Genomic DNA, 15,379 nt, shown 5'->3' on the forward strand with positions numbered 1-15,379 from the left:
TTATCAGTTATCAGTTATCAGTTATCAGTTATCAGTTATCAGTTATAGATTACAAAATTATCACCCCGACAAAAACTAGCCAAACTTAAACCTGCTGATTTTGCCAAATCTATAGCCATAGAAGTGGGTGCAGAAATCGTAGCCAATAATGCAATATTGAATACAGCACATTTACGAATCAACTCATAACTGGCCCGGCTCGTCATCAGCACAAAACCACAGGCGCTATCACGTTGTTCAACACTCAGCCAACCTAATAATTTATCCAGTGCATTATGCCGCCCCACATCTTCGAATACCGCCATGATCTGACCATTTTCAATCCATGCCGCAGCATGTGCCCCACCAGTCACGGCACTAATTGTTTGCTGCGCAGATAAGGCTTGCACAGTTTTGGGTATATCTTGTAACCATCTTTGCTGTAAATGGTGGCTCACTTTGGGTAAATCCTGTTGGAGGTGTTGCAAACTATCAATTCCACATAACCCACAACCGCTACGCCCTGTAAGCACGCGACGCTTACTTTTGAGTGCCATCATTGCTTGCGATGAAATTTCCATAATGATTTCAATACCATCGTCATGTCTGATCATATCAATTGCATACAGTTGTTTTAACTGATTAATAATCCCTTCAGATAAACTAAAGCCTTGTGCAAATAGTTTTAAATCAGTCGGTGTCGCCATCATCACGGCGTGAGAAATCCCGTTATAAACCAGTGCAACGGGATATTCTTGTACCACATGATCTTGCTGTGGCTGTATTTGCCCAGCATGGTAACGCGTGACCTGTACATCATCATAACCTGCAAATAAAATCTCCAATCATACCTCCACCGCCACGGTCATTCTCTATGGCATATATTTAACGATACTGTTGTCGAACATTTAGATTTCGAACCCTTAGATTTTAAGATTGAGATTTTGAAAATTGAGGTTTTGAAAACTAAAAATTCGACTATCTTGATCTTTAAGTGCCTTGATTTTAAATATCGAAGTGTTCGGTGTTCACTATTGTTGTTATTTTAAATCGCCCTTTGATGGGTAATCAGTTTAATCATGACGAATACAACAACCGCTCACATATTGGCTGTCACCATCTTGGTAAAACTCTTCTTTCCAGATAGGAACTTCATGTTTAACTCGAGTGATTAATGCCTCACAAGCACGAAAAGCTTGTTGCCTATGCGCAGCATAAACCACTGCCATAATGGCATATTCACCAACTTCCAAGACACCGATACGATGGATCACCCGTATATAAGACACGGCATATTTTTGTTTTAATGCGTCTTCGATTTCTCGAATCCATTTTTCAGCAATGGGACGATAAGCAGTATACTTCAAAGCGATAACACGGCGTCCTTGTTGATGATTACGCACCGTGCCCATAAAAATACTGGTGCCGCCGCATTCTGGATAATGCTGAATAGCATCAAAATCCGCCAAACTTAATGGCTGCTCTTGAATTCTAGGATGTTGTTGCATGATTATCCTCCTGCGACTGGTGACAGAAGAACCAAGATACAATCCTGCTGCAAAATATCTTGTCGTTGCACAATATTTTCAGCAATGGCACACGCACAGTTTTCGATTAGGTCCACCGCATCGGGATATTGAGTGTGCAACTGTTCCAAGACACTGGCTACACTATTTTGTGGCGTACAATACAGTATTAAGCCTTCAGGCAAATATTTCTCTACCGCGCCATAACACATAATCTGAATTCTAAGCGCTGTCATAATCAATTCCTCTTAAACGATATCATGCTGTTGTTACGCGTATTACGCATATTTTTATTTAAAAGCTGTCTATGCTAGGTTTTATTCGCTTTCCCTTCGCCGTTTTACTCTTTTAGCTCAGTATTTTTATTCATTCTGCGGCTATTGTAGAATTGGTCTTTTCTAAATAACAATCGTTGGTTAAACGCTGTGTATTCAAGCTTCACAACCATATAACCGCTGTTGATATAAACCAAATGTTTTTCTATGCCTAAATCTTATGACCTATCGCTTTTAAGGCTTGCTGATAATCAAGTAATGCTGTGGTTGAGTTAATACTATGAAAATCTGTGGGGCATTGCACTGCTATCGATTGCATATGCAATGCTTTAAAACATCGCCTTAAACTGAATTGTTGCTGTTGTAGAGATTGTTTCAGCGCAGACAAACTTGCACGTTTTAACAAACAAAAAGGATAAAGCAGCTGTCCATTACAGCATGCCACGACAACCTGTGATGATTGATGAGCCGCCAAACAGCGATGCATATGCAATAAAATATCTGCTGCAATATAAGTAATATCACAAGGTATAAATAAAATATAATCCGTATTTACATGAGACCATGCGCTTTTCATTCCCATTAACGGACCATAGTACCCCGCCGTATCATCTGCAAAATATTTTAAAGCGGGATAGACTGCTCGATAATAGGCAATATCTTGACTGCTATTAATCCAAATCTGTGCAACCTGATCATAAAAAGCTCGGTAAATTTTAATAAATTGTAGTGCACCATCTATATTAAGTCGTAATTTATTTTGCCCTCCCATACGCCGCGCCTGACCACCCGCCAAAATGACTAAGTCTGTTGCGGGATAATATAAAAAATTTGATTTTTCCATAGCTGCTCCTACCAACAGCAGGTCTTTAAAAAACGCTCTTTTGATATGGTCGTTAATAAGGTCTATCGATATAGCCTTAACCATGCTTACTAGCACAGAAGCCTTTACAACAAGGGTTCGGCAACTGTTGGTATACACGCAATATAATCTGGAGCTTGCTGAGGATCATTAAAAATAGGTATACGCGCAATCACATTAGCCGTGGCTAAGTTACTAAGCATATGTGATTGTTGTTTATGTAAAGTCGATACAATACCTTGACCATGCGCATCAACATCTAACCGCATCCTGAGCAGTTGTTCTCTTGAATCCATTTTTAAAATATTGCCAGTCTTTAATTTTGCCATCTGCCATCTAGGTCGAGCACTTGGACAGCCTTGTAATGCATTCAATAACGTCGCCACATGCACCCATAAAGCCACCCAAACCGCAGCAGGATTACCGGGTAATCCCAATAAATAACAATGCCGACCAGCATGCTGATAACGTGCAAAATACATCGGCTTACCAGGTTTTTGTGCTACTTTCCAAAAAATTTCTTCAGCACCCAAAGTCTTCGACACGGGGCGAATCAAATCATAATCACCAACCGAAACACCACCAGTACTAATCACCACATCATAATGATTTAGCGCATTCGATAATGCCCGCTGTACCGCCTCGTGATTATCTGCTACATGCTCTAAATAAATCCCCGCATAACCTTGGGCTTGCAGCCAAGTTAAAATCATTGGGGCGTTCGCATCATAGACATGATGATCTTCTCGATCTATTGACGTTTTAGGTGGATCACCAACCCTCGAATACTGAGCTGGATCGTAAGTCGTAGCAACCTCATCACCAGTGATCAATACGGCTATACGTGGTCGACGATATACACTTAGCTGCGTTACACCCGCCATACTTAATGCTGCAATGAGACCACTATTTAGCCATTGTCCACGACGGGCTAATACAGTACCCACGCCTAGTTCTTCACCTTGATAACGTACATCACAGCCTTTTTCAATCGTTTGATGTAGTTGTATTTTTCCATGTGCTAGACTCACTATTTCTTGACGTGCAACGCTATCTGTACCAGCAGCCAATAATCCACCTGTAAAAATGCGCAAACATTGCCCTGTTGTGACTGCGACAGAATTGCGAACACCTGCACGGATTTCACCCAATAATTCAAATTGTCGGATTCCATCAAGAATATCTTGACTAGACAATGCATAGCCATCCACAGCACTTTGATCAAATAGCGGTAAGGCAATCTGAGAAATGACATCTTGTGCTAAATAATGTCGATGTGCCTCAGATAAAGGACAGGTATAAATGGAGCTAACTGAATATTGTTCATAAAATTCAAAAGCTTGATCGATGCTAATCATATCTTGTTGAGTCATTGATAATCTCCACCATGTGGCAGATTACCGCGAACTGCAAAAATATGAATCAATGCCGGAAGGATCGCCGCCATCGTTTCGGATGCTCCGCGACGACTACCAGGCAACGTCAATAACAATGCCTGATCAATAAAACCAGCAACACCACGAGACAATGCTGCATAAGGTGTACGTTTTTGACCAAAAGCACGTGCAGCTTCCATCAAACCATGTAATTCTTGTTGTAATAAGGGCTGTACAGTTTCAACAGTAATATCTCGTTGCCCGATCCCAGTTCCTCCCACGGTAATAATGCATGCATAACGTGACGTTAATTGCGTGATCAGTTGTTTAAGTATTTCTGAATCATCGGCAATGATTTGATAGTGTATCGGGGAAAATCCTGTTTCTTCTAAACAAGACACTATAGATTGCCCTGCCGTATCTGTTTTTTTCCCCGCGGCAACACGGTCAGATAGCACAATCACTGCCGCAGCAATTTTTCGATGTAACTTCCTGCTAAAACTTGATTTACCACCTGTTTTTAAATCTAATTGACAGGCAGCAATACTAAGCTCATGTGCGCTGCAATGCGGTTTCAACATATCATAAATGGTCAATGCTGCAAGACTTGCTGCGGTAAGCGCTTCCATCTCTACCCCTGTTGCAGCAATGGTTTCGACTGTCGCATGTATCACCACACGATCAGTCAATAACTCAAATGTTACTTCTGCAGCATGAATGGGCAAAGGATGACACAAAGGGATCAACTCATCGGTACGCTTCGCTGCCAAAATACCTGCAATGCGTGCAGTTTTTAAAGCATCACCTTTTTCCGTCTTTCCTTCAGCTAATAATGCCAAACAATGTGCTGGTGCCAATACGCTTGAACTTGCCTGCGCCATTCGGTAACTTTCTGGCTTCATGGTTATATTTTTCATATTTATGCTCTAAAGATATTTTTTATCTAAATCCATGCATTGCATTTTTCTAAAAACGAGTTCTAATAATCTATTCTCTACGCATCTGTTTTTCTAATAGCTCGTTTTTATAATAGTTCGTTTTTATAATAACCTGTTTAGGGCGGTCTATTTTAAATGGTTTATTTTAAAAATCGATCTCTAAACGACTCATTTGTATATTGCTCAGCGCGAAGATAAAGATTAACCGCCAATATTATGCATAGTAATTTTACGCTGCGGCGCTGCTTGGTGAGCGATATAACCCGCTGGTTTATGCCATACGCTGCTTAAAATTGTCTGAATAAGTGCTTGCTCATCTGGTTCACGCAAAAGGTCGCTTAGAGAGCCACCCTGATTGGAAAACAAACAACTTAAAAATTCACCGTTTGCGGTAAGCCTTAAACGATTACAACTCAGACAAAATGGTTTACTGATGGTTGAGATAATACCCAATGGATAGTGTTGATTCAGCAAATAAATGGTTGCTGGATCATGTTGGCGCTGTTGCTTTTCCACATGATAATGTTGGGAAACTAAAGCGATAATATCATCTTCATCTACAACCTTCTCACGTTGCCAATGTTGTGGTGCATCGAGCGGCATATATTCTATAAAACGCAATGGTATTTGCTGTAAATAAGCCCAATGTACTAAGTTTAAAATCTCTTGATCATTTTCACCTTTTAGCAAAACACAATTTAGTTTTAGCGCAATATTGGCTTCTAATGCCGCGCTAATACCAGCAAGTACCGGTTGCAATGCTTTATGTGTCATATGCAAAAAATGGTCAGCATCCAAACTATCTAGGCTAATATTTAAATCATCTAAACCTGCTTGTTTCAAAGCATGTGCTAAAGGTGCTAAATAAAAAGCATTGCTGGTCATCGAAATACGCTGCAAACCCAAAGCGCGAAGTTGCTGTAAATGCTGAATAAACTCGACAACACCTTGCCGCATTAATGGCTCACCACCAGTCAAACGAATATGCGTAATCCCCAGTTGCACCATGACGCGACAAAATTTATAAAGCTGTGCAAAGGTTAAAATCTCTTTTTTATTTAACCAAACTGGATGTTCAGGCATACAATATAGACAACGGAAATTACAACGATCCGTTAATGAAATACGCAATTTAGTTTTATGACGTTGATACTGATCAACAAGTTTTAATGGATCGTTCAAACTCAAATGCTGATCGTTCGGTATTGAACCAGTCGAATTGCTCATTTGGATATATGCCATTGTCTACGCCCTCCATAGAAAATGCTATTGCTCTTTTTATTTAGACATTTTTTATTTACACGTTTTTATGCAAACTCTTTTTATTTAAACTTCATACCATAAGCGATGATAAAGTGCTTTAAGAAGCCAGTTGCGACCTTCTCTTGTTCATTCGTTGGCTAATTTACTGGCTAATTTGTTAACTCATGTTCATGCAATGATCAGCGTTCTTTTACTGTAATGCATTTTTAACCGTTCATTTTTTTAATTCAATAAAATGACAATATGCTAGATATTAGCCAATTTCAATATATTTTTACATAGGCTGCTGTCAAGCCTAAGTCATTTATTCAACCGCAGCTTCCTGCTTGACAGCACGCCAGAACCCATCAAAGCGATTCGATACTTTTATACTTTGATCAAAGTAAATCGACTAATCCATATTTGCAATGATGGCTTTAGCAAACTCAGAACAGCGTAATAACGTTGCACCAGGCATTAACCGCTCAAAGTCATAGGTTACGGTTTTGGCGGCAATTGCACCGGAAATTCCTGTGATAATCAAATCGGCAGCCTCAACCCACCCCATATCACGTAACATCATTTCAGCGGATAAAATAATTGAACCTGGGTTTACTTTATCTTGACCCGCATATTTGGGCGCCGTGCCATGTGTTGCTTCATATACCGCAATAGCACCACCAATATTCGCACCAGGTGCAATACCAATTCCACCAACCTCTGCCGCCAAAGCATCAGAGATATAATCACCATTTAAATTTAAAGTCGCAATAACAGAATAATCCGCAGGGCGCATGAGAATTTGCTGTAAGAAAGCATCTGCAATCACATCTTTAATGATGATGTCTTTCCCATTTTTAGGATTTTTGATTTTAATCCATGGTCCACCATCAATGAATACTCCGCCGAAACGATCCATGGCTAATTCATAGCCCCATTCTTTAAAAGCCCCTTCGGTATATTTCATAATATTACCCTTGTGTACCAACGTCACAGAGGGCTTATCATTATCAATCGCGAATTGAATGGCTTTACGAACTAAACGTTGTGTGCCTTCTTTAGAAACAGGTTTAACCCCAATACCACATCCCTCAGGAAAACGGATCTTGGTCACGCCCATTTCTTCACGCAAAAAGCGAATAACTTTTTTAGCTTCTTCAGAATCTGCTTGCCATTCTATTCCAGCATAAATATCTTCTGAGTTTTCTCGGAAAATAACCATATCGGTTAACTCTGGATGCTGTACGGGAGATGGTACACCTTCAAACCAACGTACTGGACGCACACAAACATATAAATCAAGTTCTTGGCGCAGCGCAACATTTAAAGAGCGAATCCCACCGCCAACGGGCGTTGTTAATGGTCCCTTAATTGAAATCACAAATTCACGCAAAGCTTCAAAAGTTTCTTCTGGCATATAGCTGCCATAAATTTTATTGGCTTTTTCGCCGCAATATACTTCCATCCATTCGATCGAACGTTTGCCTACATAAGCCTTTTGTACTGCGGCATCGACCACAGCCTTCATTGCTGGACTAATATCGACACCAATACCATCCCCTTCAATAAATGGAATAATAGGATGATTGGGAACGTTTAATGACAAATCTGCGTTAACTGTTATTTTAGTACCATCCGCAGGCACTACGATCTTTTGATAACCCATGTTATATGGTTCTCCCTGTTGTAGCTGGCGAATCTTAAAATAATTGTCTAGCGACAATATTTTGCACTTTTTTGCATATTCTTTATTCTAGTCGATATATTGATCTGTTCAGATTTATATAGAAAATAACATTATTTTCCAATTAAATAGAATATAGTAGGTCAGTCTCTAGGCTTGGCAAAATGCCACTCCACTGTAAATACTATAAGTACTGTAAATACTATAAATGCCAGTGAACATCACTTCTAAGCAAGTACGGTCGAATACACGAATTCTGGACAGGCAAAAAATAATTCGGCAATCGAGTCCATAAGAAGCCTTGCTTTATTTGGTTTTACTTGATGTTTAAAAGCAATATTATTTTATCTAACAAGACTTCTTTTTCAGGTTGAATGGCGTTGTAGCTAACTTAATTTAAACGATGTTTGCGATTCCAAGCAATGGAAGAGAGTACCGCCCATGCGATAAAAGTCACCCCAATCAAACCGGTGATCACTTCAGAAATATGCATGCCGGTTGCGCTCGCCAACATAATAAATGCCAGTGCGCCAATCGCATAATGCGCGCCATGTTCTAAAAAAATATATGCATCCAAGGTTTCTTTTTCGACCAAAAATACCGTCATAGAACGAACAAACATGGCACCAATCGCCAAGCCCAACATAATAATGACAACATCTTGGGTAATCGCAAAAGCCCCGATCACGCCATCAAAGCTAAACGATGCATCTAGAACTTCCAAATAAATAAAACCACCAATTCCTGCTTTGATCATATTACTTTTAACTGCTGTATTGGCTTGTCCTTCTGGCTGTTGCCCACTCTCTAAAAGATGACCCAAAACCTGTACGCCAACATAAACAACTATTCCCCAAATACCGGAAGACAAGACTGCGAGCTTAGTCTCTAATGCCACAAAATGTGTTGTTATTAATAAACTTACTAAAGCAATAAATACCGATATTGCAGGGACACTGGCGAGTTTAGATAAACGCTCTTCTAATAAACGAAACCAATGGGTATCTTTTTCATCATCTAATAAGAAATTCAAAAAGACCAATAACAAGAACATTCCCCCAAAAGCCGCAATTTCAGGATGATGATTCATCAATTTTTCTGAATACTGTTTTGGATCATTCAATGCCAATTGAGCAACTTGGATAATTCCCATATCTGCGGTAATTCCGACAATCAATAAAGGAAATAATAAACGCATACCAAAGACAGCAATCAAAATACCAACCGTTAAAAATAAGGTTCGCCAGAATTTATTCCAATGTTTAAGCACCGATGCATTGACTACGGCATTATCAAAAGATAAAGATACTTCCATAATCGCTAAAATCGCAGTAATAAATAACGCTTTAAACATCATCGAAACACCAGCTTCGGGACCATGGTTAAAGCCCCAATATGCGGCGATCGCCAAACATATAATTGAAAAAATTATTGAAAAAGAAAAATGTCTCATAGATTTGCTCTGAAATGATGGTCAGCACATTTCAAGACCGAGCCACAAAACAGACTTAGCTGAACAACAGCTGCAACCCATTTATAGACTTTTAATTATTTGAAATGACTTTTAAATCGCTTCTTGCCTCATTGCAATACGCTCGCTTGCTATTTTAACCGACTATGCAGGTCAGGCGAAGGACTTTAGACATTACATCTTGCGACCCTATTTAAATAAGCTAGATCTTTAGCCGTCAAATTAACGGTATTGAGGTAAATTAAGCTGGTTGTGCCACAAATGAGCTCTGCCCTAAATCTGCTAGACTAAATTGCGGATAATGATGTGCTATATGTTTTAAATCTGCATGTTGCCATATTTCATAGAGTGGTATTTTCACATCCAATGCCAAAGGGAGTTTTTTAGGATTAAATTGCATCTGCTGCAAATCCGCTCCCCACGCGATTAAATCAACATCTAAACTAATGTCATGACTCGGTCTATGCCGACCACAAGATTGCTCAAGCTGTTTAAATAAATCTTGGATTTGCGCTACACTTTGATGACTAGATAATAATGCTGCTGCATTATAATAGTCAGCACCCACACCATCGCGGCATGGGATTTCATAAATAGAAGACAATTGCATTAAACCATGTGGGCGCAACTGTTCGATGGCATATTGAATATGTTGTTTAGGATGTAAATTACTCGCTAGCGCGAGCGCGAATATCGTTTCTGTGACGTTCAAGACGAATTCCTACAGAGTTAGCTTGCGGAAGAATCGCTGGCTTGCGAACGACCATAATAATCGATTCTACTGTTGAAAAGGTAGTAAATAACGCGTCAATCACCAATTTTGCTGCATGTTCTAACATTTTAGGCTGTGCTTGTTGAATCGTTTGTGCAGTTATTTCACAGATCTCAACATAATTCAGCGTGTCTGCTAAAAGATCAGATTCAGCAACACGTGCTAGGCTAGTATTTAAAGTTAGGTCTATCGATAAAGGCTGCTCTATTTGTCGCTCCCAATCAAAACAACCAATCACGGTATTGACATTTAAACCTTCAATAACAATTGCATCCATAGCAACTCGACCTACAATACAGAGAAATAATCAGGATAGAAAAATAATCGGCGCAGTCAGCAACGCATAATCACACATGAATTGCTGACTAAACAAACATAATGCTGAGAACCCAGTGCTTTGGGTCTAGCGCTTTGCGGTTAGCACGAAGGGTTTAACACTGAGTGCTTAAGGTTTAGGGTTTAGTGCTTAAACTGTTGTGCAGGTTCAAAATTTTGCAACAATTGCAAACGTTGATCTGCATAGATATCAGTATAAGGTGCTAAAACACGCATGAAGCGATCGAAGTACAACATTTGTTTAAACAACAATGCAAAATCACGCGGGAAGCGAATACCATGTCGTTCACCAACCGCCACAATATCGAGCATAATATCATTCAAATCATTTGGCTTACTATTCAGCAGCTGCTGTGGGTCGCCCAGTAAAACGCCATTAAATAGACGTTCCAAATCTGCTGTTAATCGTGTCACATCTACCGCACGATCGGTCATTCCCATTTTCAACATATTTTGCGCCATCGCAGCATAATCTGTTTTCTGTAATGCATCCATAAACTGAATACATGCAGACCAAACTTCTGGATTAAGCTGCCCGACGATGCCAAAATCGATAAAGCCAATACGACCGTCATCCAACAACATTAAATTCCCCGCATGGAGATCGGCATGGAAACTTTGGCATAACATTAAACTACCAAACCAAGTATTCATGGCAGCGATTAAAACTTGGGACGGATCTTTTGCAACATCACGCACCACATCAAAATCAGTCAAGGGCACGCCATATAGACGTTGCATGGTCAAGACACGGCGCGTAGAAAATTGATGATACACCCTTGGTGCTGTGGCAACTTGGTTTTGCGTCGCATTGAGATAATCTCTAAAGTCATCAATGTTTTTGGCTTCTTCAATAAAATCGACTTCACGCACCATACGTAATTTAATTTCTTCTACGATATCGGCCAAAGAAGCAAATTTGACTTTGGGTACAGCTTTTTCTAACAATTTGGTTGCCCAATGCAAAACATTGAGATCCGTATATAAAATAGTTTCTACACCGGGTTTTTGTACTTTAATGACCACATCTTCGCCGCTCACCAGTTTGGCAGCATGGACTTGTGCAATAGATGCCGATGCCAATGGGGTTGGTTCAATACTGGCAAAAATTTCAGTGAGATCCCGACCAGCAAATTCTTCTTGTAGTACTTGCTCAACATAACTAAAAGGTAACGAGGGGGTTTGATCTAAACAGCCTTGAAATTCTTCAACATACTCACGTGGAAATAAGGAGGGTGTGCTGGCAATGAACTGACCTAACTTAATATAAGTTGAACCCAAAGATTCAAAAGTCTCACGCATTAATTTGGCATTACTGGGTTTCTCTGCTGCATAACGTATTCCTGCTTTGGCTGCAATGACTGCAGTTTCTCCAATACGCGCAATGGAACGCAGCCCATCTAACAACATATTTTTTTTCATAGCATCTATATAAACATGAGTTTGCCACAGTGTAGCAAACTTTAAAAAATCACAGTAGCGTCCGATAACAATTCACATATCAACACGATCGTAGGTCGACCTTAACAAAACAAATAGCGGTCTCTATGCAACGACTACAACGACTGCTGGCACACAGGACAATCTGGATCAGCTTGAAAATCCAAAATACGTTGTTGTAAAGTGCGTCCGTCCCAAAGTAATAATTTTTGTTTTAATGGCGTCAATCCCAAGCCTAAATATAATAAGGCATGGTGTGCTTGTAAGCTCGCCATAACCGCTGGTGTCGTCGCCAACACCCCTGAATCTGCGCAACGTAGCCCTTCATCACTCAGTTGTTGTTTGGGAAATAGACATTGATAACATGCTGAATCTGGCATCACCATAAACATCTGCCCCTGCAAAGCAATCGCCGATGCACTGATCAATGCAATGCCTTGTGCAACGCAGTGTTGGTTAACCAAGTAGCGAGTGCTAAAGTTATCACAACCATCTAAAATCAAATCTTGCCCAGCAAAGAAATGTTCAATATTCTCTTCTTGTAATTTAACCGTATGACACTGTATTTCAATATGCGGATTAATCTGTCGCAGACGTTCTGCCAAAACTTCCGCTTTATAAAATCCGACATGTTGCGGTCCAAAAGCAATTTGTCGTTGTAAATTGCTTACTTCGATCACATCTGCATCAAGCAAAGTTATTTTACCAACCCCAGCACGTGCTAGATACTCAGCACTGCTACAACCCAAACCACCACACCCCACGATTAAAATATTGGATAATTTTAATTTCTCTTGTGCCTCGATATCCCAATCTGCGAGTAAAACCTGACGGCTATATAAATGTAGTTCATCATCTGTTAAAGAAAAATCTAAACTTTGCGTGTCAGTCATCACATCCATTTCTCAAAACCACTCATAAGCACAAAGCTTATACGCAAATAAAACGCAACTCAAAACCCAAATTAGTTTTCTTATCCTGACTGATGCAAAATAGCCACCTTCAACCGCAGTTTCTCTGTTTGAGTAGCATGGCATGCAGCACCATTGGGTATATTGACATGCTGCTATTAAAATCCAACAAAGCCCTTCTTCTCGTTTTTAAATTGCAGATATAAGCCGATCTTATGGTCCTATATCAAATGCTTAAAATCCAGATATTGCATCTAGAGTTAAAATCAAAGCCTTATGGGTGTTGTGAATATTCTAAAATTCTGGCATTTTCTGAGAGGTTTAAGTAAGAACAATATAGAGCATGCTATGCTCCATTTAACGACACCCCTATATTCTTAAAACTTTCAGAGCACTCTTGAAATGAATAAAAGACTTGATATAAATAAAAAACTCACACTGGTATTATTGATTGGTTTATTACTCAATGGATGTTCCAAACCGATGGAGCATGCTGAAAATGACGCGGCATCGCCACAAGCACAACAACGTACAAGCAATGAGATAAATGACACAACGCCGTCACCCGATCCTTCTGTAGACACCCAACCCGCCACAACCGATAAACCTCAACAGATTTTAGATGCCAGTATCAATCCAGCTGAGCAATATCGTCGTATGGTCCGGCAAGCCGGCATCGATTTCACCACACAAGACTTAATCAAAACAACTTTAGCCATTGATAAATTAAGTTTAGATGCTGGAGGTTTGGTTGAACAAAAAAATATCAGTTATGCTGTGAGCGAATATAAACAGCAATATATTGGTGATGGTAAAATTAAAATATTCGAAAAAGTCGAACCTTTCGCCGATATTATTGTTCGTATCCCAAGTGAAAAAACTGCCGCATATGTCAATCAACTTTTACCGCTAATGTTTTTTCTAAACCAACAACAGTACTCAGCAAAACGTTATGAACTCACATTATTAGAGCAAAAAATACAACAAACGCAGCGTGTAGAACAAAACACCCCTAACCCACAACGCAATGAAATCGATCGATTAACCCAGTTAGAAGTAAATGATCGTGTGCGTTACAGTACCATTCAATTGAATATCCATCAGCCTGCTACGGTGCGTGAGCGCATAGATATTGATATTGCAGCTGTGACAGCTCAACATGGTAATAGTTTTTGGCAACGTGCTTGGCAAGGTTTATATACAGGCTGGTATTTTATTTTAAATTTAGTGATCTTTCTTATTACTATTTGGCCTATTTATTTAATTGTAGTATTGCTGCTCCTTGCTTATCGTTTGATTAAGCCATACTACAATAAATTTAGCACAATAAGACAGCACTCAAACAACCAACACAATAAACCAGAAGATCCCAAAGATAATACTAAAGATCAAAGTTTATGATCAGCATTTATCGCTTCAGTCGAATATTGAACGACTAAGCGATAAAAACTCCGTCTCTTTTAAACCACCATAGCGCGATATTGATCGACTGCGCTATGGTGGTTTCTGATAAATATAAAATTAATATTGATCCAACTGTATTATGGAATTTCCAAGCATAAATAAACTTAGTAACCATCTTGTATATAAATTATAGAGGTAAATATAACTGAAGTTGTAGTTTTTGATATAGATGGGACACTGCTTTCAATTAGACTTCCTTCATTAATCATTTTTTAAACAGCCATCTTTTTGATCTCCCGCCCACTCAAGGTTATATATACCTGCTAATAAATTGAATCTTAAATTTATTCTTTTTCGCCGATTTCTGTACACACAGGATAAGATTTTAAAGATTTTCATTCTTCCAAAAACATGCTCAATACCAATTCGTCTACGGCTGATTTCTTTATTGAATTTTTTCAGCTGCTTATCTAGAGCACACCCTCTTTTAGCCTTAAAAGGAACCAAGCAACCAAATCCAAGTTTTTCTATACCTAAATAGCCCTTGTCAACTATAAAAAATGGTTTAAATTTAAGATATTTAATACTTTTATTAAATATCTTAAAATCATGAACTCTACCTTTATCGCAACAAACACTCAGTATTTTACCGGTCATATAGTGCATTGAAACTTGAAATTTAATCGTGTGACGTTTCTTTTTGCCGCTATACCATTTTTTCTGTTTTTTTTGGACGTTGCACGAAAATCTCTGTTGCGTCAACGACAACAACATCCCAATTAGCTTCTTCTCGATCAGGCATTTGTTTGGGTAGACTAAATTTCCCTGATTTAATCAGAATATCTTCAATCTTACGGGTGGTTCGGAGTGCACTGGTTTCTGAAACACCATAATTCATGCCGACATGGAATAGCGTTCTATATTCCCGCCAATACTCTAAACACAAGAGAAGACGGTCTTCTAAGGGCAATTTTGGAGGGCGACCCTTGCCAGTATTGACTGGTAATTGAACTCTTAATTCATCCATCATTAAATTAAATGTGGACCAACTAATGCCTGTAAGTCTGCGAAACTTATCATCAGGTAACTTTTTAACGTCTTTATATCTCATTGAGATATTATCGCTAAGAATTAGATTTTTAGCTGTATAGTTGGTAATCAAA

The 15,379-nt window shown here is 39.2% G+C and carries 16 protein-coding genes; 1 reads left to right on the forward strand and 15 read right to left on the reverse strand.

Going from position 1 to position 15,379, the window contains the following annotated elements:
- Window positions 1-38: 38 nt before the first annotated feature.
- The 13 genes from fdhD to BFG52_RS09625 form a co-directional block, all read right to left on the reverse strand.
- A complete protein-coding gene (fdhD, locus tag BFG52_RS09565) occupies window positions 39-824 on the reverse strand; it encodes a formate dehydrogenase accessory sulfurtransferase FdhD (RefSeq protein ID WP_067555279.1) in 786 nt (261 codons plus the stop codon).
- A 228-nt stretch (window positions 825-1,052) separates the two neighbouring features.
- Window positions 1,053-1,487, reverse strand: coding sequence for a molybdenum cofactor biosynthesis protein MoaE (locus BFG52_RS09570; RefSeq protein ID WP_081408675.1), 435 nt, complete (start codon window positions 1,485-1,487; stop codon window positions 1,053-1,055).
- A gap of 2 nt (window positions 1,488-1,489) precedes the next feature.
- A complete protein-coding gene (locus tag BFG52_RS09575) occupies window positions 1,490-1,741 on the reverse strand; it encodes a MoaD/ThiS family protein (RefSeq protein ID WP_067555282.1) in 252 nt (83 codons plus the stop codon).
- Between the two features lie 250 nt (window positions 1,742-1,991).
- Entirely contained in the window at window positions 1,992-2,624 is a 633-nt protein-coding gene (locus tag BFG52_RS09580; protein ID WP_067555285.1) for an NTP transferase domain-containing protein, read from the reverse strand.
- Window positions 2,625-2,728: 104 nt separating this feature from the next.
- A complete protein-coding gene (locus tag BFG52_RS09585; RefSeq protein ID WP_067555288.1) occupies window positions 2,729-4,015 on the reverse strand; it encodes a molybdopterin molybdotransferase MoeA in 1,287 nt (428 codons plus the stop codon).
- On the reverse strand, window positions 4,012-4,935 hold the full coding sequence (gene moaCB, locus BFG52_RS09590; protein ID WP_067555291.1) for a bifunctional molybdenum cofactor biosynthesis protein MoaC/MoaB: 924 nt from the start codon (window positions 4,933-4,935) through the stop codon (window positions 4,012-4,014). The genes BFG52_RS09585 and moaCB overlap by 4 nt, the downstream gene beginning before the upstream one ends.
- A gap of 222 nt (window positions 4,936-5,157) precedes the next feature.
- Window positions 5,158-6,183 (reverse strand): GTP 3',8-cyclase MoaA, encoded by a 1,026-nt coding sequence (gene moaA, locus BFG52_RS09595; protein WP_067559406.1) that lies wholly within the window; start codon window positions 6,181-6,183, stop codon window positions 5,158-5,160.
- A gap of 427 nt (window positions 6,184-6,610) precedes the next feature.
- A complete protein-coding gene (gene icd, locus BFG52_RS09600; RefSeq protein ID WP_067555293.1) occupies window positions 6,611-7,864 on the reverse strand; it encodes an NADP-dependent isocitrate dehydrogenase in 1,254 nt (417 codons plus the stop codon).
- 409 nt (window positions 7,865-8,273) lie between these two features.
- A complete protein-coding gene (locus BFG52_RS09605; protein ID WP_067555297.1) occupies window positions 8,274-9,335 on the reverse strand; it encodes a DUF475 domain-containing protein in 1,062 nt (353 codons plus the stop codon).
- Window positions 9,336-9,594: 259 nt separating this feature from the next.
- Entirely contained in the window at window positions 9,595-10,065 is a 471-nt protein-coding gene (locus BFG52_RS09610; RefSeq protein ID WP_067555300.1) for a 2-amino-4-hydroxy-6-hydroxymethyldihydropteridine diphosphokinase, read from the reverse strand.
- Window positions 10,022-10,402, reverse strand: a complete 381-nt coding sequence (gene folB / locus BFG52_RS09615; protein WP_067555303.1) for a dihydroneopterin aldolase — start codon at window positions 10,400-10,402, stop codon at window positions 10,022-10,024. The genes BFG52_RS09610 and folB overlap by 44 nt, the downstream gene beginning before the upstream one ends.
- Before the next feature lie 182 nt (window positions 10,403-10,584).
- Window positions 10,585-11,883: an ABC1 kinase family protein gene (locus tag BFG52_RS09620; RefSeq protein ID WP_067555306.1), complete on the reverse strand. Its 1,299-nt coding sequence runs from the start codon at window positions 11,881-11,883 to the stop codon at window positions 10,585-10,587.
- A gap of 134 nt (window positions 11,884-12,017) precedes the next feature.
- The gene (locus tag BFG52_RS09625) at window positions 12,018-12,794 is read right to left on the reverse strand and encodes a HesA/MoeB/ThiF family protein (RefSeq protein ID WP_067559409.1); all 777 of its coding nucleotides are present in this window, start codon (window positions 12,792-12,794) and stop codon (window positions 12,018-12,020) included.
- Window positions 12,795-13,214: 420 nt separating this feature from the next.
- On the opposite strand from BFG52_RS09625, the gene BFG52_RS09630 reads away from it, so the two are divergent.
- Window positions 13,215-14,213, forward strand: coding sequence for a DUF4349 domain-containing protein (locus tag BFG52_RS09630; RefSeq protein WP_067555309.1), 999 nt, complete (start codon window positions 13,215-13,217; stop codon window positions 14,211-14,213).
- A 264-nt stretch (window positions 14,214-14,477) separates the two neighbouring features.
- Here the strand turns inward: BFG52_RS09630 and BFG52_RS09635 are convergent, their stop codons facing one another.
- Both BFG52_RS09635 and BFG52_RS09640 read right to left on the reverse strand, forming a co-directional pair.
- Window positions 14,478-14,990, reverse strand: a complete 513-nt coding sequence (locus tag BFG52_RS09635; protein WP_067552569.1) for a transposase family protein — start codon at window positions 14,988-14,990, stop codon at window positions 14,478-14,480.
- Entirely contained in the window at window positions 14,923-15,327 is a 405-nt protein-coding gene (locus BFG52_RS09640) for a transposase family protein (RefSeq protein ID WP_067552566.1), read from the reverse strand. Before BFG52_RS09640 ends, BFG52_RS09635 begins: the two co-directional genes overlap by 68 nt.
- Between the last annotated feature and the right edge of the window lie 52 nt (window positions 15,328-15,379).

The organism is Acinetobacter larvae (assembly GCF_001704115.1).
Taxonomy (GTDB): Bacteria; Pseudomonadota; Gammaproteobacteria; order Pseudomonadales; family Moraxellaceae; genus Acinetobacter; species Acinetobacter larvae.